This window comes from Janthinobacterium sp. GW823-FHT03B06 (assembly GCF_058796955.1).
The window spans coordinates 59822-77711 of record NZ_JBXAJE010000008.1; the positions used below are offsets into that span (position 1 = coordinate 59822).

General features: G+C 62.0%; 23 protein-coding genes. All 23 read left to right on the forward strand.

Features of this window, described 5'->3' with window-relative positions:
* The first annotated feature begins 16 nt into the window (after window positions 1–16).
* Window positions 17–1480: a glutamate synthase subunit beta gene (locus AC1RBA_RS23085; RefSeq protein ID WP_492419921.1), complete on the forward strand. Its 1464-nt coding sequence runs from the start codon at window positions 17–19 to the stop codon at window positions 1478–1480.
* Window positions 1481–1739: 259 nt separating this feature from the next.
* Entirely contained in the window at window positions 1740–2549 is an 810-nt protein-coding gene (locus tag AC1RBA_RS23090) for an ABC transporter ATP-binding protein (protein ID WP_070219703.1), read from the forward strand.
* Window positions 2546–3328, forward strand: a complete 783-nt coding sequence (mlaE, locus tag AC1RBA_RS23095; RefSeq protein ID WP_070219663.1) for a lipid asymmetry maintenance ABC transporter permease subunit MlaE — start codon at window positions 2546–2548, stop codon at window positions 3326–3328. The genes AC1RBA_RS23090 and mlaE overlap by 4 nt, the downstream gene beginning before the upstream one ends.
* A gap of 80 nt (window positions 3329–3408) precedes the next feature.
* On the forward strand, window positions 3409–3879 hold the full coding sequence (gene mlaD, locus AC1RBA_RS23100; protein ID WP_070219660.1) for an outer membrane lipid asymmetry maintenance protein MlaD: 471 nt from the start codon (window positions 3409–3411) through the stop codon (window positions 3877–3879).
* Window positions 3876–4757 carry an MlaA family lipoprotein gene (locus AC1RBA_RS23105; RefSeq protein ID WP_070219658.1) on the forward strand — a complete coding sequence of 294 codons (882 nt, stop codon included), beginning with the start codon at window positions 3876–3878 and terminating at the stop codon, window positions 4755–4757. Before mlaD ends, AC1RBA_RS23105 begins: the two co-directional genes overlap by 4 nt.
* A gap of 72 nt (window positions 4758–4829) precedes the next feature.
* Window positions 4830–5465, forward strand: a complete 636-nt coding sequence (locus AC1RBA_RS23110; RefSeq protein ID WP_230506486.1) for an MlaC/ttg2D family ABC transporter substrate-binding protein — start codon at window positions 4830–4832, stop codon at window positions 5463–5465.
* A gap of 52 nt (window positions 5466–5517) precedes the next feature.
* Window positions 5518–5865: an STAS domain-containing protein gene (locus tag AC1RBA_RS23115; protein WP_034753819.1), complete on the forward strand. Its 348-nt coding sequence runs from the start codon at window positions 5518–5520 to the stop codon at window positions 5863–5865.
* Window positions 5866–6076: 211 nt separating this feature from the next.
* The gene (locus AC1RBA_RS23120) at window positions 6077–6994 is read left to right on the forward strand and encodes an ABC transporter ATP-binding protein (protein ID WP_070290317.1); all 918 of its coding nucleotides are present in this window, start codon (window positions 6077–6079) and stop codon (window positions 6992–6994) included.
* Window positions 6991–7752, forward strand: coding sequence for an ABC transporter permease (locus tag AC1RBA_RS23125; RefSeq protein WP_070290316.1), 762 nt, complete (start codon window positions 6991–6993; stop codon window positions 7750–7752). The genes AC1RBA_RS23120 and AC1RBA_RS23125 overlap by 4 nt, the downstream gene beginning before the upstream one ends.
* Window positions 7753–7798: 46 nt before the next feature.
* Window positions 7799–8035: a BolA family protein gene (locus tag AC1RBA_RS23130; protein WP_034753824.1), complete on the forward strand. Its 237-nt coding sequence runs from the start codon at window positions 7799–7801 to the stop codon at window positions 8033–8035.
* A gap of 4 nt (window positions 8036–8039) precedes the next feature.
* On the forward strand, window positions 8040–9290 hold the full coding sequence (gene murA / locus AC1RBA_RS23135; protein WP_070290314.1) for a UDP-N-acetylglucosamine 1-carboxyvinyltransferase: 1251 nt from the start codon (window positions 8040–8042) through the stop codon (window positions 9288–9290).
* Window positions 9291–9302: 12 nt separating this feature from the next.
* Window positions 9303–9971: an ATP phosphoribosyltransferase gene (gene hisG / locus AC1RBA_RS23140; protein ID WP_070219646.1), complete on the forward strand. Its 669-nt coding sequence runs from the start codon at window positions 9303–9305 to the stop codon at window positions 9969–9971.
* Window positions 9972–9997: 26 nt separating this feature from the next.
* Window positions 9998–11323: a histidinol dehydrogenase gene (gene hisD / locus AC1RBA_RS23145; RefSeq protein WP_070219644.1), complete on the forward strand. Its 1326-nt coding sequence runs from the start codon at window positions 9998–10000 to the stop codon at window positions 11321–11323.
* Window positions 11320–12258: a DNA-methyltransferase gene (locus tag AC1RBA_RS23150; protein ID WP_492419922.1), complete on the forward strand. Its 939-nt coding sequence runs from the start codon at window positions 11320–11322 to the stop codon at window positions 12256–12258. The genes hisD and AC1RBA_RS23150 overlap by 4 nt, the downstream gene beginning before the upstream one ends.
* 33 nt (window positions 12259–12291) lie before the next feature.
* Complete coding sequence (gene hisC, locus AC1RBA_RS23155; RefSeq protein ID WP_492419923.1) at window positions 12292–13386, forward strand: histidinol-phosphate transaminase; 1095 nt, start codon at window positions 12292–12294, stop codon at window positions 13384–13386.
* A 19-nt stretch (window positions 13387–13405) separates the two neighbouring features.
* Window positions 13406–13996, forward strand: coding sequence for an imidazoleglycerol-phosphate dehydratase HisB (gene hisB / locus AC1RBA_RS23160; protein WP_010402123.1), 591 nt, complete (start codon window positions 13406–13408; stop codon window positions 13994–13996).
* Between the two features lie 38 nt (window positions 13997–14034).
* Entirely contained in the window at window positions 14035–14673 is a 639-nt protein-coding gene (gene hisH / locus AC1RBA_RS23165; RefSeq protein ID WP_071650181.1) for an imidazole glycerol phosphate synthase subunit HisH, read from the forward strand.
* A 55-nt stretch (window positions 14674–14728) separates the two neighbouring features.
* Window positions 14729–15502, forward strand: coding sequence for a 1-(5-phosphoribosyl)-5-[(5-phosphoribosylamino)methylideneamino]imidazole-4-carboxamide isomerase (gene hisA / locus AC1RBA_RS23170; RefSeq protein WP_492419924.1), 774 nt, complete (start codon window positions 14729–14731; stop codon window positions 15500–15502).
* 61 nt (window positions 15503–15563) lie between these two features.
* Entirely contained in the window at window positions 15564–16325 is a 762-nt protein-coding gene (gene hisF / locus AC1RBA_RS23175) for an imidazole glycerol phosphate synthase subunit HisF (RefSeq protein WP_070290307.1), read from the forward strand.
* 26 nt (window positions 16326–16351) lie between these two features.
* Entirely contained in the window at window positions 16352–16789 is a 438-nt protein-coding gene (gene hisI / locus AC1RBA_RS23180; protein ID WP_070219635.1) for a phosphoribosyl-AMP cyclohydrolase, read from the forward strand.
* Window positions 16786–17157, forward strand: a complete 372-nt coding sequence (locus tag AC1RBA_RS23185) for a phosphoribosyl-ATP diphosphatase (protein WP_034753849.1) — start codon at window positions 16786–16788, stop codon at window positions 17155–17157. Before hisI ends, AC1RBA_RS23185 begins: the two co-directional genes overlap by 4 nt.
* Window positions 17158–17172: 15 nt before the next feature.
* A complete protein-coding gene (locus tag AC1RBA_RS23190) occupies window positions 17173–17544 on the forward strand; it encodes a histidine triad nucleotide-binding protein (protein WP_492419925.1) in 372 nt (123 codons plus the stop codon).
* Window positions 17545–17624: 80 nt separating this feature from the next.
* Window positions 17625–17861: a Sec-independent protein translocase subunit TatA gene (gene tatA, locus AC1RBA_RS23195; protein ID WP_046683197.1), complete on the forward strand. Its 237-nt coding sequence runs from the start codon at window positions 17625–17627 to the stop codon at window positions 17859–17861.
* Window positions 17862–17890: the final 29 nt, after the last annotated feature.

The following is a 17890-nucleotide window of genomic DNA, read 5'->3' on the forward strand; positions in this document are numbered from 1 at the left end:
ATACAAAGGAAACATCGTGGGTAAAATTACCGGCTTCATGGAATTCAAGCGCCAGGACGAACACTATCTGGAGCCTGCCGCGCGTCTGAAGAACTACAAGGAATTCGTCTTGCACCTGTCGGACGCGCAAGCGACCGTGCAGGGTGCGCGCTGCATGGATTGCGGCATTCCCTTCTGCACCACGGGTTGCCCCGTGAATAACATCATTCCCGACTGGAATGACCTGGTATACCGCGGCGCCTACCGCGAAGCGTTCGATATCTTGCATTCGACGAATAACTTCCCGGAATTTACGGGCCGCATCTGCCCGGCGCCGTGCGAATCGGCCTGTACCCTGGGTATCCATGAAGATCCGGTCGGCATCAAGTCGATCGAGCATAAAATCATCGACATGGGCTGGGAGCACGGCTGGGTCACGCCGCAGCCGGCGAGTTTTAGCACCGGCAAGAAAGTGGCCATCGTCGGCTCCGGTCCTGCCGGCCTGGCGGCGGCGCAGCAGCTGGCGCGCGCCGGCCATGCCGTCACCGTGTTTGAAAAGAGCGACCGGGTCGGCGGCTTGCTGCGTTATGGCATCCCCGACTTCAAGATGGAAAAATCGCACATCGACCTGCGCGTGAAACAGATGGAAGCCGAAGGCGTGGTCTTCCGCACCAGCGTGCTGGTCGGCAAGGATTTCCCTGCGCATGTAAACAACTGGGCCAAGGAAACCATTTTCCCGGAAGACCTGGAAAAAGAATTTGACGCCGTCATCATGGCCGGCGGCGCCGAGCAGCCGCGCGACTTGCCCGTGCCGGGCCGCGAATTGAAAGGCGTGCACTTCGCCATGGATTTCCTGCCGCTGCAAAACAAGGTCAACGCGGGCGACAAGCTCAAGGACCAGATCAAGGCGACGGGCAAGCACGTGGTGGTGATCGGCGGCGGCGATACGGGTTCCGACTGCGTGGGCACCTCGAACCGCCACGGCGCCGCCTCGGTGGCCCAGTTCGAACTGATGCCGCAGCCGCCGGAACAGGAAAACAAGCCGCTGGTCTGGCCGTACTGGCCGACCAAGCTGCGCACCTCGTCCTCGCACGAGGAAGGCTGCGAGCGCGACTGGGCCGTGGCCACCAAGCGTTTCGAAGGCAAGGGCGGCAAGGTGGAAAAGCTGATCGCCTGCAGAGTCGAATGGAAAGACGGCAAGATGAGCGAAGTGCCGAACTCGGAATTCGAGATGAAGGCGGATCTGGTCTTCCTGGCCATGGGTTTTGTTTCACCAGTACAACAAGTGTTGCAAGCGTTCGGCGTCGATACGGATGCGCGCGGCAATGTCAAGGCGACAACGGATGGCGCCGGCTGCTACCAGACCTCGGTGGCCAAGGTGTTTGCGGCCGGCGACATGCGCCGTGGCCAGTCGCTGGTGGTGTGGGCCATCCGCGAAGGGCGCCAGTGCGCGCGCGCCGTCGATGAGTTCCTGATGGGGGCATCCGTGCTGCCACGCTAATTAACGAGCAACTGTTCGTTTTTTTGACAGGGCCACGGCGCGGATTGCGGCGTGGCCCTTGTTATTTTAGTTATCAAGTGGACGGCCATGAACGCCGGCGGATGGGGGCGCGATGCGCAGGTCAAATTTCCACTACAATATCTGACTTTCGATTCATTAGTGTTGTATTCTTCCCCTTTACGGGGCTGTCCCAAGGGGTGTCTCAGCAGAGGTTGGCGTTTCTGCACTACAATACGCCATTAAAATAGTGAGCTTCGTCGTGCCAAATCTTGTTGAGATCCGTGATTTACACTTTGCCTATGGAGAACGTTCGATTTTATCGGGCCTTCAAATGGATTTCCCACGTGGAAAAGTTGTGGCCGTCATGGGTGGCTCCGGCAGTGGCAAGACGACCGTACTGCGCCTGATCGGCGGGCAGTTGCGCCCCAGTTCCGGTTCCGTGAATGTGGACGGCCAGATCGTGCATACGCTGGGAACCGACGAGCTGTATCAGCTGCGCCGCAAGATGGGCATGCTGTTCCAGCACGGCGCGTTGTTTACGGACCTGACGGCGTTCGAAAACGTGGCCTTCCCCCTGCGCGAACACACGGACTTGAATGAAGAGCTGATCCGCACCCTGGTGCTGATGAAGCTGCACGCCGTGGGTTTACGCAATGCGGCGCAATTGAAGCCGGCCGAGATTTCTGGCGGCATGGGCCGCCGCGTGGCGCTGGCGCGCGCCATCGCGCTCGACCCTGAACTGATCATGTACGACGAGCCGTTCGCCGGCCTGGACCCGATTTCCATGGGCGTGACGGCCAATTTGATCCGCAATTTGAACGATGCGCTGGGCTCCACGTCTATCCTGGTATCGCACGATGTGAAGGAGTGTTTCGCCATCGCTGATTACGTCTATTTTCTGTCATCGGGCAAAATTGTGGCGCACGGCACGCCGGCCGAGATGGCCGTGTCGACGCATCCGTACGTCAAGCAATTCGTCAATGCCGAGGCCGATGGCCCCGTGCCGTTCCATTACCCGGGCAAGTCGCTGGCCGACGACCTGGGCCTGCATGCGGGAGCGGGCCGATGATCGCGCGTTTCCTCGCGTCGATCGGAGCATGGTTGCGCAATTCGGTACAAGACCTCGGCTTTGCCGTGCGTTCGTTCTTTATCATCATCGCCTCGTCGGGCGGCCTGTGGCGCCGTCCGCGCCTGGTGATCGAGCAACTGTTTTTTATCGGTAACCGCTCGCTGGTGATTACCGCCGTCTCCGGCCTGTTTGTCGGCATGGTGCTGGGTTTGCAAGGCTATTACACCTTGACCACGTATGGCGCCGAGCAGTCGCTGGGCTTGCTGGTGGCGCTGTCGCTGACGCGCGAACTGGGCCCTGTCGTCACGGCGCTGCTGTTCGCCGGCCGCGCCGGCACCTCGCTGACGGCGGAAATCGGCCTGATGAAGGCGGGCGAGCAACTGTCGGCCATGGAAATGATGGCCGTCAACCCGATCCAGCGCGTGCTGGCGCCCCGTTTCTGGGCCGGCGTGATCGCCATGCCGATCCTGGGCGCCATCTTCACGGCCGTCGGCATCATCGGCAGCTACCTGGTCGGCGTGGTGCTGATCGGCGTCGATGAAGGCTCGTTCTGGTCGCAGATGCAAGGCGGCGTGGATGTCTGGAAAGAAGTTGGCAACGGCACCATCAAGAGCCTGGTGTTCGGCATCGCGGTGACCTTCATTGCGCTGTTCCAGGGTTACCAGGCGCAGCCGACGCCGGAAGACGTGTCCGGCGCCACCACGCGCACGGTGGTCATTTCGTCGTTGATGGTGTGGTGGCTCGATTTCATGATGACGGCGTTGATGTTTAGCAAGTAATTGCCGATAGGCGACAAAATTATCGGCCTGGGCAGTGTTCTGCGCAGGTGGCGGCAAGTAAAAATTATTTAGGATTGTTTATGCAACGTAAATCTTTGGATGTCTGGGTCGGCTTGTTCGTCTTGCTGGGTGTGGCGGCATTGATGTTTTTGGCGCTCAAGGCCGGCAATATGAGCTCGCTGTCTTTCAGCAAGACGTATACCATTACGGCCAAGTTCGACAATATTGGCGGCCTCAAGCCGCAAGCGCCCGTCAAGGGCGCTGGCGTGGTGGTGGGGCGCGTGGCGGAGATCCGCTTTGACGACAAGACGTATCAGGCGCTGGTGAAACTCGATATCGAAGATGGCTACAAATTTCCGAAAGACAGCTCGGCCAAGATTTTGACGGCCGGTTTGCTGGGTGAGCAATATATCGGCCTGGAAGCAGGCGGCGATTTGGCGAACTTGGCAGAGGGCGACAAGATCGCCCGTACTCAATCGGCCACAGTGCTGGAAGACCTGATCAATCAGTTCATCTACAGCAAGGCAGCGGAAGGAAAGGACAGCAAATGAGCGAGTCGACCAAGAAACCCCAAGGCAGCCTGGCGCGTATCGGCCTGGCCATGGCCATCGCCGCCAGCGTGAGCGCTTGCGCCACCGGCACCAATCCGCGCGACCCGCTGGAAGGGTATAACCGCGCGATGTTCAAGTTTAACGATACCGTCGACCAGGTGGCGCTGAAACCGGTCGCCACGGCCTACAAGACGGTGACGCCGTCGTTCGTGCAAACGGGCGTGGGCAACTTCTTCGGCAACCTGGCCGATGTGTGGAGTGCCGTGAACAACTTGCTGCAAGGCAAGGGTGAGGCGGGCTTGCAAGACGTCGTGCGCGTCAGCATGAACTCGACCTTCGGCATCCTCGGCCTGATCGACATCGCGTCGCAGGCCGGCATTCCCAAGCATAACGAAGACTTTGGCCAGACCCTGGGCTGGTACGGCGTCCAGTCGGGTCCGTACGTGATGCTGCCGCTGCTGGGCCCATCGACCGTGCGCGACACGGTGGCCTTGCCGCTCGATATCGCGGGCGACCCATGGCGCTACAAGGATCCCGTCAATGTACGCAATATCGGCACGGTGACGCGCGTGGTCGACAAGCGCGCCGCGCTGCTCGACGCGACCAACCTGATGGAAGCGGCCGCGCTGGACCGTTATGAATTCATCCGCGACGGCTTCCTGCAAGCGCGTGAAAGCAAGGTTTTCGACGGCGATACGGACCGCCGCGACCGCAAAGTGCCAAAAAACGACAGCAGCGATTACGAGCCGGAGTACGAGGCAAAACCGCAAGTTGCCAATGACGCGCCTGCGGCCACGGCCGCCGCCGAGGTGGCGCCAGCGGACCTCGTAACATCTGGTAGCAATACCGTTGCTTCCGAGGCCAGGCCCCAGGAGTAAACTCCCGTACAGAAACACCACGGCTGCGATCAACGCCAGCCGGTGCATAGCAACACCATGAAAGGTAGAACCATGAAATTGATGAAACAACTGCTGGCGATGGCGACCATCGCCTTTGCCACCGCCGCCCAGGCCGCTCCTGCTGTCGAAGCGCCGGACGTCTTGGTCAAGCGCATCAGCCAGGACGTGATCGACACGGCCAAGAACGACAAGGCCATCCAGGCTGGCGATATCAAGCGCGTCACCGAGTTGGTAGAAAGCAAAATCCTTCCTTACGTGGATTTCCAGCGCATGACGGCCCTGGCCGCCGGCCGCTTCTGGCGCGACGCCACGCCGGACCAGCAAAAGCAGCTGGCCGCGGAATTCCGCACCCTGCTGATCTACACGTACTCGGGCGCCCTGTCGCAGATCAAGAACGAAACCGTGGAATTCAAGCCGCTGCGCGCCGACCCGGCTGACACGGAAGTGGAAGTGCGTTCGCAGGTCAACGTGGCGCGCGGCGAACCCGTGCCCCTGAACTACCGCGTGGCGAAAACCCCGTCCGGCTGGAAGATCTATGACATCAACGTGCTGGGCGCGTGGCTGGTGGAAACGTACAAAAGCAGCTTCGCCAGCGAGATCAGCAAGGGCGGCATCGATGGCCTGATCAAGACCTTGCAGGCAAAAAACAAGGCCCTGGCCAGCCGTCCCGCTGCCAAAGCCAAATAATCGGCTATCATATAGCTCCAGACCCAGCTCCAGACCAGCGCAGCCCGACGCCATGCCCGACTCTCTCGACACCTTGCAGTCCCTGACTTCCCTGACCGTGCACAATGCCACTTCGGCATTGGAGCAGGGTCTGGACGCCATCCGCTCGGGTCAGACCAAGTTCGACCTGCGCAACGTCAAGGCCGTCGATTCGGCCGCCGTGTCCGTCATGCTGACGTGGCAGCGCGCGGCGCAGGATGCGGGCGCCGTGCTGGAGCTGAAAAACCTGCCGAACAACCTGAAAAACCTCACCAAGCTGTATGGCGTCTGCTCGCTCGTTTCGAGCACGTTGACGGCCGACGACTGCGCCAGCGCCGGCGGCCACGCCGAACGCAGCCCGTCCGACCTGCATCATCATTGATCCTGTCCCACTCCCCGCATCAGCAGTAGCTTTCAAGCCGGCAGGCCAGCAGCGCCGCCGGATTGATCTCCAAGTGTTCCACGAATTTTCCAACTATAATTGACTGTTGCGCCGTCCTCGCCTGAAGGTGGCGCCCTGCACCGGCCTGCCGGCCTGGATGTCTCCGGCAACTGGCGCATCACACCAGACGCATTACACTTGAAACAAGCACATGACCGCAATTCAAATAACGAATGTAGAAAAGAGCTATAAATCGCTCAAGGCGCTGGGCGGCGTGTCGCTGGCCATCGAAGAAGGCGAGTTCTTTGGCCTGCTCGGTCCCAACGGCGCCGGCAAGACCACCCTCATTTCCATCATCGCCGGCCTGATACGCCCCGACGCGGGCACCGTCAAGATCCACGGCCACGACGTGGTCAAGGACTTCCGCAATGCGCGCCGCAACCTGGGCGTGGTGCCGCAGGAACTCGTGTTCGACCCGTTTTTCACCGTGCGCGAAACCTTGCGCCTGCAGTCCGGCTACTTCGGCCTGCCGAACAACGACAAGTGGATCGACGAGGTCATGGAAAACCTCGACCTGACCGGCAAGGCCGACACGAATATGCGCGCCCTGTCCGGCGGCATGAAGCGCCGCGTGCTCGTGGCCCAGGCGCTGGTGCACAAGCCGCCCGTCATCGTGCTCGATGAACCGACGGCCGGCGTCGACGTGGAACTGCGCCAGACCCTGTGGAAGTTCATCTCGCGCCTGAACCGCGAAGGCGGCCACACGGTCGTGCTGACCACCCACTACCTGGAAGAGGCGCAAGCCATGTGCCAGCGCGTCGCCATGCTGAAAAGCGGGAAGGTGGTGGCGCTCGACACCATGTCGGCGCTGATCCGCCGCATCGCCGGCTCGCAGCTGCAGGTGCACCTGAAACACGGCAGCCTGCCGGCCGACCTGCAGCACCTGGTGCTGCACCCGGAAGAACAGCAGGCGCCGAACAAGTTCAGCTTGCGCGTCAACGAATACAGCGAAGTCGAGAAAATCCTCGCCCGCCTGCGCGAAGCAGGCGTCGAGATCGATGAAATGCAATTGCAACAAGCTGACCTGGAAGATATCTTCTTGCAGATCATGGATAAAGGTACCGTATGATTTCGACAGGATTTCGCACCCTCGTCTACAAAGAGACGCTGCGCTTCTGGAAAGTGGCGACGCAAACCGTGGCCGCACCCGTGCTCACGTCGATGCTGTACCTGCTGGTGTTCGGCCATGTGCTCGACGGCCGCGTCGAGCCGAGCCCCGGCGTCAGCTACACGGCCTTTCTGATTCCCGGTCTGGTGATGATGAGCGTGCTGCAAAACGCGTTTGCCAATTCCTCGTCCTCGCTGATCCAGTCCAAGATCACGGGCAACCTGGTGTTCGTGCTGCTCACGCCCCTGTCGCACTGGGAAATCTTCTCGGCGTATGTCCTCGCTTCCGTCGCGCGCGGCCTGGCCGTGGGCTTTGGCGTGTTTGCCATCACCTGCTGGTTCGCCGACCTGTCGTTTGTCGCGCCGCTGTGGATCGTCATCTTCGCGTTTCTCGGCGCCGCCATGTTGGGCACCATGGGCCTGATCGCCGGCATCTGGGCCGAGAAATTCGACCAGCTGGCCGCCTTCCAGAACTTTTTGATCATGCCGGCCACCTTTTTGTCGGGCGTGTTCTACTCGATCCACTCGCTGCCGCCATTCTGGCAGACGGTATCGCACCTGAACCCCTTCTTCTACATGATCGACGGCTTCCGCTACGGCTTCTTCGGCGTGTCCGACGTCAGCCCGTGGCTCAGTCTTTCCATCGTCGCCGGCTTCCTCGTGATCCTGGCGCTGGCATCGATCCGCCTGCTGAAAAGCGGTTACAGATTGCGCCATTGATTACGGCACATCACATCACTACATTATTCAATATCAAGGACTTATCGTGACCACCACTCCAGAACTGATCCACGGCTACCTGTCGGCCGGCCTCGAATGCACGCACCTCGAAGTGGAAGGCGACGGCCAGCACTTCCAGGCCGTGATCGTCTCGCCCGCATTCGCCGGCAAGCGCCTGATCCAGCGCCACCAGATCGTCTACGCGGCGCTGGGCGACCGCATGCGCGAAGAAATCCACGCGCTGTCGATGAAAACCCTGACACCTGAAGAATTCCAAGGATAAGCACATGGACAAGCTCCTCATCAACGGCGGCAACCGCCTGAACGGCGACATCGCCATCTCCGGCGCGAAAAACGCCGCCCTGCCCATCCTGTGCGCGGGTCTGCTGACCGCGGGCGACCTGGACCTGACGAACGTGCCGCATCTGCACGACGTGGCCACCATGCTCAAATTGCTGGGCCAGACGGGCCTGAAAGTGCAGCAGGACGGCGACCGCGTGGTTCTCAACGGCAGCGCCATCGACACCCTGGAAGCGCCGTATGAACTGGTGAAAACCATGCGCGCCTCGATCCTCGTGCTCGGTCCCATGCTGGCGCGCTTCGGCGAAGCCAAGGTGTCCTTGCCGGGCGGCTGCGCCATCGGTTCGCGTCCCGTCGACCAGCACATCAAGGGCCTGGAAGCGCTGGGTGCCGAGATCCGCATCGAGGCCGGTTACATCTACGCCAAGTGCGCCAAGCTCAAGGGCGCGCGCATCGTCACTGACATGATCACCGTCACCGGCACCGAAAATCTGCTGATGGCCGCGACCCTGGCCGAAGGCGAGACCATCCTGGAAAACGCCGCCTGCGAACCGGAAGTGACCGACCTGGCGCACCTGCTGGTGGCCATGGGCGCGAAGATCGACGGCATCGGCACCAGCCGTCTGGTGATCCAGGGCGTGGACGCCTTGCACGGCGCCTCGCACGCGGTGATCGCCGACCGTATCGAAACGGGTACCTTCCTGTGCGCCGTGGCGGCCACCGGCGGCGACATCACCCTGCGCAACGTGCGCACGGACATCCTCGACGCGGCGCTCGACAAGCTGCGCGCCATGGGCCTGACGATGACCTTCGGCGCCGACTGGATCCGCGCCGAGATGTCGGCCCGTCCGAACCCCGTCAGCTTCCGCACGACGGAATACCCGGGCTTCCCGACCGACATGCAGGCGCAGTTCATGGCCGTCAACACCATCGCCAACGGCGCCAGCCGCGTCACCGAGACGATTTTCGAGAACCGCTACATGCACGTGCAGGAAATGAACCGCCTGGGCGCCGACATCACCATCGAGGGCAACACGGCCATCATCGCCGGCGTCAAGCAGCTGCGCGGCGCGCCCGTGATGGCGACCGACCTGCGCGCCTCGGCGTCGCTGGTGATCGCGGCCCTGGCGGCCGACGGCGAAACCCTGATCGACCGCATCTATCACCTCGACCGCGGCTACGACCGCATGGAAGTCAAATTGTCGGCCGTCGGCGCGAACATCGTACGTATTAAATAACAAGGAACGAGCATGAACGGATCGAACAACGGCGACAGCTCCCAGCTGATCCTGGCGCTCTCGAAGGGCCGCATTTTTGAAGACACCATGCCGCTGCTGGAAGCGGCCGGCATCAAGGTGCTGGAAAACCCGGAGACCTCGCGCAAGCTGATTTTGGCCACCAACGATCCGAACGTGCGCGTCATCATCGTGCGCGCCAGCGACGTGCCGACCTACGTGCAGTACGGCGCGGCCGATTTCGGCGTGGCGGGCAAGGACGTGCTGCTGGAACACGGCGGCGAAGGCCTGTACCAGCCGATCGACCTGAATATCGCTTCCTGCCGCATGTCGGTGGCGGTGCAGGCCGGTTTCGACTATGAAAAGGCCGTGCACCAGGGCGCGCGTTTGCGCGTGGCCACCAAGTTCGTGCACACGGCGCGCGAGCATTTCGCCGCCAAGGGCGTGCACGTCGACCTGATCAAGCTGTACGGCTCGATGGAGCTGGCACCGTTGGTCGGCCTGTCCGACGCCATCGTCGACCTGGTCAGCACGGGCAGCACTTTGCGCGCAAACAACCTCGTCGAGGTCGAGCACATCATGGAAATTTCGTCGCGCCTGGTGGTCAACCAGGCGGCATTAAAGCTCAAGCGCGAGCGCTTGCAGCCGATTATCGAGGCGTTTGAACGCGCCTCGCAAGCCTAGACACATTCAGTAGCAGAAAGCCGATTATGCCGATACAGATACGCAAGCTCGATTCAAGCCAGGAAGGTTTCCAACAATCGCTCGACACCTTGCTGGCGTTCGAGGCGGGCACCGATGCAGCGATTGAAACGTCGGTCGCAAAAATCCTGGCCGACGTGAAAACGCGCGGCGACGCCGCCGTCCTGGAATACACCAACCGTTTCGACCGCATCCCGCATGGCGGCGCGGCGGAAATGGCGGCCTTCGATATTTCGCAAGCCGAACTGCAGGCGGCCCTGAACGGCCTGCCGTCGGCCCAGCGCGAGGCGCTGCAGATCGCCGCCCAGCGCATCCGCGCCTTCCACGAACGCCAGCGCGAGGAATTGCGCGGTTTTACTTACACCGAGCCCGATGGCACGGTGCTGGGGCAAAAAATCACGCCGCTGGACCGGGTCGGCATCTACGTCCCGGGCGGCAAGGCCGCGTATCCGTCGTCCGTGCTGATGAACGCCATTCCCGCGCACGTGGCGGGCGTGGGCGAGATCATCATGGTGGTGCCGACGCCCGATGGCGTGAAAAACCAGATGGTGCTGGCCGCCGCCGCGATCGCGGGCGTGACGCGCGTGATCACCATCGGCGGTGCGCAAGCCGTCGGCGCGCTGGCCTACGGCACGCAGACGATTGCCGCCGTCGACAAAATCGTCGGCCCCGGCAACGCCTATGTGGCGGCCGCCAAGCGCCGCGTGTTCGGCATCGTCGGCATCGACATGATCGCGGGGCCTTCCGAAATCCTCGTGCTGTGCGACGGCACGACGGACCCGGACTGGGTCGCGATGGACCTGTTTTCGCAGGCCGAGCACGACGAACTGGCGCAGGCGATCCTGCTGTGCCCCGACGCGGCCTACATCGCGAAAGTGGAAGAGAGCATCGCCAGGCTGCTGCCGACGATGCCGCGCCAGGCCACCATCAGCACTTCGCTGGCCGACCGCGGCGCGCTGATCAAGGTGCGCAGCATGCAAGAGGCGTGCGAGATCGCCAATGCCATCGCCGCCGAGCACCTGGAAATCTCGGCGGACAACCCGCAGCAGTGGGCCGAGCAGATCCGTCACGCGGGCGCCATGTTTCTGGGCCGCTTTTCGTCCGAATCGCTGGGCGACTATTGCTGCGGTCCCAATCACGTGCTGCCGACCTCGCGCACGGCGCGCTTCTCGTCGCCGCTGGGTGTGTACGACTTCCAGAAGCGTTCGTCCATCATTCACGTCAGTGAGGCGGGCGCGCAAACCCTGGGCCGTGTCGCCGCCACCCTGGCGTATGGCGAAGGCTTGCAGGCGCACGCGCGCAGCGCCGAACTGCGTCTGAAGCCGCAGCCATGACGAATATGGCGGAGCGGCCGGACTGGGTCAACCGGGTCTATTGCGAAGATGCGCTGGCGGGGCTGGCGCGCATTCCCGATGGCTCGGTGGACCTGATCCTGACGGATCCGCCGTACAACCTGGGCAAGGATTACGGCAATGCCTCGGACCAGCAGTCGGTGGCCGACTACCTGCGCTGGACGGAACAGTGGATCGATGCGGCGCTGCCCAAGCTCAAAGCCAACGGCAGCCTGTATATCTTCCTCACCTGGCGCTATTCGCCGGAGATCTTCGTCATGCTGAAACAGCGCATGGCGATGATGAATGAAATCATCTGGGACCGCCGCGTGCCGTCCATGGGCGGCAGCGTGCGCAGCTTTTCATCGGTGCACGACACCATCGGCTTCTTCGTCAAGCGCAAGGATTACTACTTCGACCTTGACGCGGTGCGCATCGCCTACGACGCGGCCACCAAGAAGGCCCGTTCGCGCTCGATCTTCATCGGCGCCAAATGGCTGGAAGTGGGCTACAACCCGAAAGACTTGTGGAGCGTGTCGCGCCTGCACAAGGAGCACCCGGAACGGGCCGACCACCCGACCCAAAAGCCGCTCGAAATCATCGAGCGCATGGTCAAGGCGTCGTGCCCGCCCGGCGGCGTGGTGCTCGACCTGTTCATGGGCAGCGGCACCACGGCCCTGGCGGCCAAGCGCTGCGGGCGCGATTTCGTCGGTTTTGAATTGAATCCCGATTACTGCGCCATCATCGAACAGCGATTGGCGGCCCTCGCGCAGGAGCTGGCCGAACCGGCCACATCGCCCGCGGCCAAGCCCGCCAAGGCGGCGAAAAAGCCGGCGGCGGTCAAGAAGCCTGCGGCGGCGAAAAAGCCGCCCGCCGTGAAAAAAGCGCCGGCCCGCAAGGCGCGCAGCGCCAGCGTGCCGGAAGACGTCGTCATTTAGTCTCCATCTCATTTCATCAGGAGTGTTTGCAGCATGTCTTTCCTCGATCAGTTAATCAGCAACACCGTGCGCGCCGATGTGCGGGCCGTCAAAAGCTACCAGGTAGCCGATGCCAGCGGTTACATCAAGCTCGATGCGATGGAAAACCCGTATCCGCTGCCGCAGCATCTGCGCGAGGAACTGGGCGCGCGCCTGGCCGGCGTGGCGCTGAACCGCTATCCGCCGTCGTACGCCAGCCTGCAGGCGGCCATCTGCGCCAAACTGGGCGTGCCCGCCGGTTACGACGTCATGCTGGGCAACGGCTCCGATGAACTGATTTCCATCCTGGCCATGGCCTGCGCCCGCCAGGCGCCGGGCCAGCGCGCCGTGCTGCTGGCGCCCGTGCCGGCCTTCGTCATGTATGCGCGCTCGGCGCAGTTTGCCGGCATGGATTTCGTCGGCGTGCCGTTGAACCCGGACTTCAGCCTGGACATGCCGGCCATGCTGGCGGCCATCGAAGCGCACCGCCCGGCGCTGGTTTTCCTCGCCTATCCGAACAACCCGACGGGCAACCTGTTCGCCGCTGCCGACATCGAACGCATCCTCGCCGCCCTGGGCGACACGGGCATCGCCGTCGTCGACGAAGCCTACGAGCCGTTCGCGCAGCACAGCTTCATGGGGCGCCTGCCTGAATATGAAAACCTGGTGGTGATGCGCACCGTGTCGAAACTGGGCCTGGCCGGCATCCGCCTCGGCTACATGTCGGCCGCGCCGGCCTTGCTGGCGCAGTTCGAGAAAGTGCGTCCGCCGTACAATGTCAATGTGCTGACGCAGGCGGCGGCCGAATTCGCGCTTGAGCACCTCGACGTGCTCAATGCGCAGGCGGATCTGCTCAATAGCGCGCGTGACGCGCTGGCGCTGCGCCTGGCGGAACTGCCGGGCGTGACGGTATTTCCCTCGAAGGCAAATTTTCTTCTGATTCGTGTGGCAGATTCCGACGATGTTTGCGCAAAACTGCTTGCCCGCAGGGTTTTAATTAAAAATATGAGTAAAATGCATGCTGCGCTGGCCAATTGCCTGCGCATCAGCGTCAGCACCCCGGAAGAAAATTCCCTTTTTTACGATGCCTTCAAGGCATCCCTCGTTTAGCCTATCGCCAGAGCCTCCCATGAACCGCACCGCAGAAATCACGCGCAACACCAATGAGACGCAAGTTCGCGTCGCCCTCAACCTGGACGGCACGGGCCAGCAAAAGCTCAATACCGGCGTGCCCTTCCTCGACCATATGCTGGACCAGATCGCCCGCCATGGCTTGATCGACCTCGATATCGAAGCGACTGGCGACGTGCATATCGACAACCACCATACGGTGGAAGACGTGGGCATCACCCTGGGCATGGCCGTGGCCAAGGCCATCGGCGACAAGAAGGGCATCCGCCGCTATGGCCACGCCTACGTGCCGCTGGACGAGGCGCTGTCGCGCGTGGTGCTCGATTTCTCGGGCCGCCCTGGCATCGAATACCACATCCCGTTTACGCGCGCCATGATCGCCGGCTTCGACGTCGACCTGACCCTGGAATTTTTCCGCGGCTTCGTCAACCACGCGGGCGTGACCTTGCATATCGACAACTTGCGCGGCACGAATGCCCACCATCAGTGCGAAACCGTGTTCAAGGCCTTTGGCCGCGCGCTGCGCATGGCTGCCGAGCTCGACGAGCGCGCGGCCGGCATCATTCCATCGACCAAGGGCAGCCTGTGAGCGCCGCTCTCGCTATATTGTAGATTCCGGGATCAAACATGAATAAAATTGTGGTGGTGGATTACGGCATGGGCAATTTGCGCTCGGTGGCGCAAGCGTTGCGTGCCGTGGCGCCGGACGCCGACGTGCGCATTTCCGGTGTCGCTGCCGACATCGACAGCGCCGACCGCATCGTCCTGCCGGGCCAGGGCGCCATGCCTGACTGCATGCGCAGTCTGCGCGAATCGGGCGTATTGGAGGCGCTGCTGCGCGCCGCCGACAGCAAGCCCGTGCTGGGCGTGTGCATCGGCGAGCAAATGCTGTTCGACGGCAGCGAAGAGGGCGACGCGGCCGGCTTGGGCTTGCTGCCAGGCAAAGTCGTGCGCTTCCAGCTCGACGGCCAGGTGCAGGAAGACGGCTCGCGCTTCAAGGTGCCGCAAATGGGCTGGAACCAAGTGCGGCAAACGGCGTCCCATGTCATGTGGGATGGCATCGCCGACAACGCGTATTTTTACTTTGTGCACAGCTATTTTGCTCAACCTCAAGAGGCGGCGCACACGGTGGGCGAGACTGTCTATGGTGCGCCGTTCGCTTGCGCCGTCGCCCGTGATAATATTTTCGCGACACAGTTTCACCCTGAAAAAAGTGCTGCCGCTGGCTTGCAGCTGTACAAGAACTTCGTTCACTGGCAACCTTAACGTTGGCTCTCCGGCTTTTTTTCCGCCTCTCACTCACTTTTAAATCACACTGACCATGCTGCTTATTCCCGCCATCGACCTGAAAGACGGTCACTGCGTACGCCTGAAACAAGGCGATATGGAACTTGCCACCGTATTTTCCGAAGACCCGGCCGAGATGGCCCGCCATTGGCTGATGCAAGGCGCGCGCCGGCTGCACCTGGTCGACCTGAACGGCGCCTTTGCCGGCAAGCCGAAGAACGAAGGCGCCGTGAAAGCCATCCTGAAAGCCGTGCAGGATTTCGCCGTGGAAAACGACATCGAGGAAATCCCCGTGCAGCTGGGCGGCGGCATCCGTGACCTCGACACCATCGAGCGCTACCTCGACGCCGGCATCACCTACATCATCATCGGCACGGCGGCCGTGAAAAGCCCCGGCTTCCTGCATGACGCCTGCAGCGCTTTCCCCGGCCACATCATCGTCGGCCTCGATGCCAAGGATGGCAAGGTGGCAACGGATGGCTGGAGCAAGATGTCGGGCCACGAAGTGATCGACCTGGCGAAAAAATTCGAAGCCTACGGCGTCGAAGCTATCATCTACACGGACATCGGCCGCGACGGCATGATGGGCGGCATCAATATCGACGCCACCGTCAAGCTGGCGCAAGCCGTCAAGATCCCCGTCATCGCCTCGGGCGGCCTGCACAATATCGGCGACGTGGAAGCGCTGTGCGCGGTCCAGGCCGAAGGCATCGAAGGCGTGATCTGCGGCCGTTCCATCTATGAAGGCACGATCGACCTGGCGCAGGCGCAAGAACGCGCCGACGAATTGACCGACGCCGCCGTTTAAGCCTGCCCGGCCGGGAGCGTGCCTGCGCACGCCCTGGCCTGGCGACAATCTGGATACCATCATGCTTGCAAAACGTATCATCCCCTGCCTCGACGTGACCAATGGCCGCGTCGTCAAAGGCGTCAATTTCACGGAATTGCGCGACGCCGGCGATCCGGTGGAAATCGCCCGCCGCTATGACGAGCAGGGCGCCGATGAAATCACTTTCCTCGACATTACCGCGTCCAGCGACAACCGCGGCCTGATCTTCGACATCATCGAAGCAGTCGCGTCGCAAGTGTTCATTCCGCTGACCGTGGGCGGCGGCGTGCGCGTGGTGGAAGACGTGCGCCGGCTGCTCAATGCGGGCGCCGACAAGGTCAGCATCAACACCTCGGCCGTGACGAACCCCCAGCTCGTGTTTGAGGCATCGCAAAAGCACGGTTCGCAATGCATCGTCGTCGCCATCGACGCCAAGCAGGTGTCGCCCGGCAAGTGGGAAGTGTTTACCCATGGCGGACGCACGGCCACGGGCCTGGACGCGTTCGAATGGGCGCGTAAAATGGAAAGCCTGGGCGCCGGTGAAATCTTGCTCACCAGCATGGACCGCGACGGCACCAAGGTGGGCTTCGACTTGGGCCTGACGCGCGGCGTGTCCGACGCCGTCAGCATCCCCGTGATCGCCTCGGGCGGCGTGGGTGGCTTGCAAGACCTGGTCGATGGCATCAAGGTGGGCCGCGCGGACGCCGTGCTGGCCGCCAGCATCTTCCACTATGGCCAGCACACGGTGCAGGAAGCCAAGCAGTTCATGGCGCAGCAGGGCATTCCCATGCGCCTGGCGTAAAGTACATACAAGCAGGATAGAAGAACATGCAAAACGGAACCATCGTAGCAAGCAATGCCAAGTGGCTGAAAAAGGTCAAATGGGACGAGCACGGCCTGGTGCCCGTGATCGCGCAGGAAGCGGGCAGCAATGACGTGCTGATGTTCGCCTGGATGAACCGCGACGCGCTGGCGCGCACGGTGGAGCTGGGCGAAGCCGTATACTGGAGCCGTTCGCGCAAGAAGCTGTGGCACAAGGGCGAAGAATCGGGCCACACGCAAAAGGTGCTGGAAATCCGCCTCGATTGCGACGAAGACGTGGTCTTGCTGAAAATCGAGCAAGCGGGCGGCATCGCCTGCCATACGGGCCGCCATTCGTGCTTCTTCCAGAAGTTCGAAGGCGACGAGAAAACGGGCGAATGGCAGATCACCGACCCCGTCCTGAAAGACCCTGAGACGATTTATGCGGAAAGCAAGAGCAAATGAGTGAAACGTTAAAACGCCTGGCCGCCGTGATCGAATCGCGCAAGCTGGCCAATGGCGGCGACCCCGCCACCTCGTATGTCGCGCGCCTGTTTGCCAAGGGCGATGATGCCATTTTGAAAAAAATCGGCGAGGAAGCGACGGAAACGGTGATGGCCGCCAAGGATGCGCGCCGCGACAACGACCCGTCGAAGGTCTTGTACGAATGCGCCGACCTGTGGTTTCACTCGCTGGTGATGCTGGCGCAGTTCGACCTGACGCCGCAGCAGGTGCTCGACGAGCTGGCGCGCCGCGAAGGCCTGTCCGGCCTCGAGGAAAAGGCGGCGCGCAAGGACGAGCTGCGCGACGCCGGCGAAACAGACAAACACTGACCTACTGGAGCGTGCGTGGATAACTGTATTTTCTGCAAGATTGCTGCAAAACAAATTCCCTCGACCATCGTGTATGAGGATGACGACTTGCTGGCCTTCAAGGACATCAACCCGGCCGCCCCCGTGCATCTGCTGTTGATCCCGAAGCGCCACGTGGCCAGCCTGTCCGATTGCGACGACAGCCATACGGAAATACTGGGCAAGCTGCTGCGCCTGGCGCCGAAACTCGCCGCCGAATTTGGCTGCGCCGTCACCTATGACGCCGATGGCACGCCTGCCGGCGGCTTCAAGACCATGATCAACAGCGGCCCGAACGGTGGGCAAGAGGTGTATCACCTGCACATGCATGTGTACGGCGGTCCCCGTCCCTGGCGCGGCCAGCACTGATTTCGCCGTGCGCCGGGTTCGCGTGTATACTACCGGCATTGGTTGACGCTATTCGGGCACCGTCCCGCAAGGAGAATGTGATGGGTTCATTGAGTATTTGGCACTGGGTGATCGTTCTGGTTATCGTGATGCTGGTCTTCGGCACCAAGAAACTGGGCAATATCGGCGGTGATATCGGCAAGGCCGTCAAAGGCTTCAAGGATGGCGTCAAGGGCGACGATGACGCGCCGGCAGCCAATACCCCTCCTGCTGCGCCATCGCAAGTGGCCGACAAAAGCACCATCGACGTCGAAACGAAAGAGAAAAGCAAGTCCTGATAGCGTGGCGGGGCGCTTGCCTCGTCCGG

Excerpts from the sequence above, each read along its gene's own strand:
- mlaE (WP_070219663.1), top strand. The coding sequence starts at position 2,546 with ATGATCGCGCGTTTCCTCGCGTCGATCGGAGCATGGTTGCGCAATTCG.
- mlaD (WP_070219660.1), top strand. The coding sequence starts at position 3,409 with ATGCAACGTAAATCTTTGGATGTCTGGGTCGGCTTGTTCGTCTTGCTG.
- AC1RBA_RS23105 (WP_070219658.1), top strand. The coding sequence starts at position 3,876 with ATGAGCGAGTCGACCAAGAAACCCCAAGGCAGCCTGGCGCGTATCGGC.
- AC1RBA_RS23110 (WP_230506486.1), top strand. The coding sequence starts at position 4,830 with ATGAAATTGATGAAACAACTGCTGGCGATGGCGACCATCGCCTTTGCC.
- AC1RBA_RS23115 (WP_034753819.1), top strand. The coding sequence starts at position 5,518 with ATGCCCGACTCTCTCGACACCTTGCAGTCCCTGACTTCCCTGACCGTG.
- AC1RBA_RS23120 (WP_070290317.1), top strand. The coding sequence starts at position 6,077 with ATGACCGCAATTCAAATAACGAATGTAGAAAAGAGCTATAAATCGCTC.
- AC1RBA_RS23125 (WP_070290316.1), top strand. The coding sequence starts at position 6,991 with ATGATTTCGACAGGATTTCGCACCCTCGTCTACAAAGAGACGCTGCGC.
- murA (WP_070290314.1), top strand. The coding sequence starts at position 8,040 with ATGGACAAGCTCCTCATCAACGGCGGCAACCGCCTGAACGGCGACATC.
- hisG (WP_070219646.1), top strand. The coding sequence starts at position 9,303 with ATGAACGGATCGAACAACGGCGACAGCTCCCAGCTGATCCTGGCGCTC.
- hisD (WP_070219644.1), top strand. The coding sequence starts at position 9,998 with ATGCCGATACAGATACGCAAGCTCGATTCAAGCCAGGAAGGTTTCCAA.
- AC1RBA_RS23150 (WP_492419922.1), top strand. The coding sequence starts at position 11,320 with ATGACGAATATGGCGGAGCGGCCGGACTGGGTCAACCGGGTCTATTGC.
- hisC (WP_492419923.1), top strand. The coding sequence starts at position 12,292 with ATGTCTTTCCTCGATCAGTTAATCAGCAACACCGTGCGCGCCGATGTG.
- hisB (WP_010402123.1), top strand. The coding sequence starts at position 13,406 with ATGAACCGCACCGCAGAAATCACGCGCAACACCAATGAGACGCAAGTT.
- hisH (WP_071650181.1), top strand. The coding sequence starts at position 14,035 with ATGAATAAAATTGTGGTGGTGGATTACGGCATGGGCAATTTGCGCTCG.
- hisA (WP_492419924.1), top strand. The coding sequence starts at position 14,729 with ATGCTGCTTATTCCCGCCATCGACCTGAAAGACGGTCACTGCGTACGC.
- hisF (WP_070290307.1), top strand. The coding sequence starts at position 15,564 with ATGCTTGCAAAACGTATCATCCCCTGCCTCGACGTGACCAATGGCCGC.
- hisI (WP_070219635.1), top strand. The coding sequence starts at position 16,352 with ATGCAAAACGGAACCATCGTAGCAAGCAATGCCAAGTGGCTGAAAAAG.
- AC1RBA_RS23185 (WP_034753849.1), top strand. The coding sequence starts at position 16,786 with ATGAGTGAAACGTTAAAACGCCTGGCCGCCGTGATCGAATCGCGCAAG.
- tatA (WP_046683197.1), top strand. The coding sequence starts at position 17,625 with ATGGGTTCATTGAGTATTTGGCACTGGGTGATCGTTCTGGTTATCGTG.